4 protein-coding genes are annotated in these 1876 nt (G+C 67.9%); 3 read left to right on the top strand and 1 reads right to left on the bottom strand.

What is annotated here, in order from left to right; genetic code table 11:
* Positions 1 to 187: hypothetical protein (locus ACTQ05_RS09415; protein ID WP_441538956.1), on the bottom strand; the 187-nt coding region annotated here is incomplete at its 3' end.
* 4 nt (positions 188 to 191) lie between these two features.
* Here ACTQ05_RS09415 and ACTQ05_RS09410 point away from each other — a divergent pair.
* From ACTQ05_RS09410 to ACTQ05_RS09400, 3 genes are all read left to right on the top strand, one after another.
* Positions 192 to 1013 carry a PD-(D/E)XK nuclease-like domain-containing protein gene (locus ACTQ05_RS09410; RefSeq protein WP_441042353.1) on the top strand — a complete coding sequence of 274 codons (822 nt, stop codon included), beginning with the start codon at positions 192 to 194 and terminating at the stop codon, positions 1011 to 1013.
* Positions 1014 to 1017: 4 nt separating this feature from the next.
* On the top strand, positions 1018 to 1563 hold the full coding sequence (locus ACTQ05_RS09405) for a hypothetical protein (protein ID WP_441538955.1): 546 nt from the start codon (positions 1018 to 1020) through the stop codon (positions 1561 to 1563).
* The coding region (locus ACTQ05_RS09400) for a hypothetical protein (RefSeq protein ID WP_441538953.1) at positions 1560 to 1876 on the top strand (317 nt) is incomplete at its 3' end. The genes ACTQ05_RS09405 and ACTQ05_RS09400, both read left to right, overlap by 4 nt.

The following is a 1876-nucleotide window of genomic DNA, read 5'->3' as shown; positions in this document are numbered from 1 at the left end:
CCCCCCACTTCGCGACGCTCACCGAGCCGATGCGTGCCGCCGGGATCGACTTCGCCGCGCTCGGCGGTGCGTCATGACCCGCCGCATCGTGCTCGACATCATCGTGCCCATCGTCGTCATCCTCGCGCCCGTGGTCTGCGCCGGACTGCGGATCGGGACGGAAGTGCTGCCCACCGATCAGGGACATTGACATGCCTACCACCATCACCCGACCCGGCATCTATGACGGCATCCCCGACGCCGACTACCACGCCGACCCCATCCCCGACGGCTCGCTGTCCGTTAGCCGCGCCAAGGCGCTCCTCGAAGAAGGTGGCCCGGCGAGATTCCGGCACCACGAGCTGCACGGTAGACCCCGCACAGCGGCACTCGACCTCGGTAGCGCCGTCCATGCCCTCATTCTTGGCGAGGGCAAGCGCGTGGTCGAGGTGGCCGCCGAGTCGTGGCGCACCAAGGCTGCCCGTGAGGTGCGCGACGCTGCCCACGCATCTGGACAGGTGGCACTGCTGCCCGCCGAGATGCGCCTCGCAGAGGACATGGCGGGCGTCGTATACCGCCACCCCGCCGCTGTCGAGACCCTCGCAGGCGAGCGCGAGCAGTCGATGTTTGCCCGCATTGACGGACTATGGCTACGTGGCCGGGCAGATGTCATGAATCCGGGGTGGACCGCTGACTACAAGACCGCCCGCGACGCCTCAGAGCGCGGTTTCCTGGCCGCTGCCCACCGATTCCGCTACTACCTACAGGCCGCATGGTATCGCCGCCTCCGCCGAGAGTTGACCGGCGATTTGCTGCCGTTTCGCATCGTCGCCCAGGAGAAGACGGCACCCTACCTCGTCAGCGTGTGGGAGGTTGATCCCTCCTATCTGGCGCTCGGCGAAGGTGAGATGGCGCAGGCGATCACGCTCTACCGCCAGTGTGTCGAGACCGGCAGGTGGCCCGGATACAGCCACGACATCAGGCCCCTCATCCCGCCCACATGGGCATACGACGACGACATCACAGAGGAGTGACGAGATGGACATTGACGACTCGATCGCGCCGAAGAGCGACCAGCTCAACGCGGAGGACCTGCTGACCGGCCCGCGCACGTTCACCGTCGACCGAGTGCAGGTGCCCGGCGGCGAGCAGCCCGTGAACATCCACCTGCGCGAGATGCCAGGACGGCCCTACCGCCCAAGCAAAACAATGCGTCGTGTCCTCATCGCAGCGTGGGGCACGAAATCATCGGCCTACGCGGGCCGCTCGCTCACCCTGTACCGCGACCCCGACGTGCAGTTCGGCGGCGAGCGGGTCGGCGGCATCAAGATCAGCCACCTGTCTGACATCGCCCAGCCGTTGCGCCTCGCGCTGACAGAGAAGCGCGGGAAGCGGGCCGCGTACCTGGTCGAGCCGTTGCGACTCGCAAAGCCTGCGCCGACCGTGGATGTGTCAGCGATCACCGACCGCGACGAACTGCGCGCCCTGTGGCAGGACGCCGACGAGGCCACGCGTGCCGCGATCCAGAGTCGCGTCGCCGAACTGCCCGACGAGGGCCTGATCGTGCCGGAGGGCGAGTCGTGACCGGCGTCACGACCAGCATCAGTCCGTGGGGTCATATCCAGCGCACCATCGTCGGTGACACCGGAGCCGTCGAGATATGGGGGGATGAGGTGGGCGGCGGGCGCGGCGCCGTGCCGTGCGAGGTCGTCATCCACCAGTGGGGCGCCCCCGAGGTCGAGCGTCGGTATGAGGAGTGGACGCTGTGCCACGAGCGCAGATGCACATCCCACCGCTACTACGACTATCGGAGGGGTTGGGCGCGTGTGGGTGCCGACCTGCGGGCGCTGGCCGCAGCATGGCTCCATCGCCGGCACAGGACCCGCATCTGGAGAGA

The sequence above is a fragment of the Collinsella sp. LCP21S3_A9 genome (genome assembly GCF_052118785.1).
Lineage (GTDB): Bacteria > Actinomycetota > Coriobacteriia > Coriobacteriales > Coriobacteriaceae > Collinsella.
Note: the sequence above shows the minus strand (reverse complement) of the source record. Positions and strands in the feature narration are given on the sequence as shown.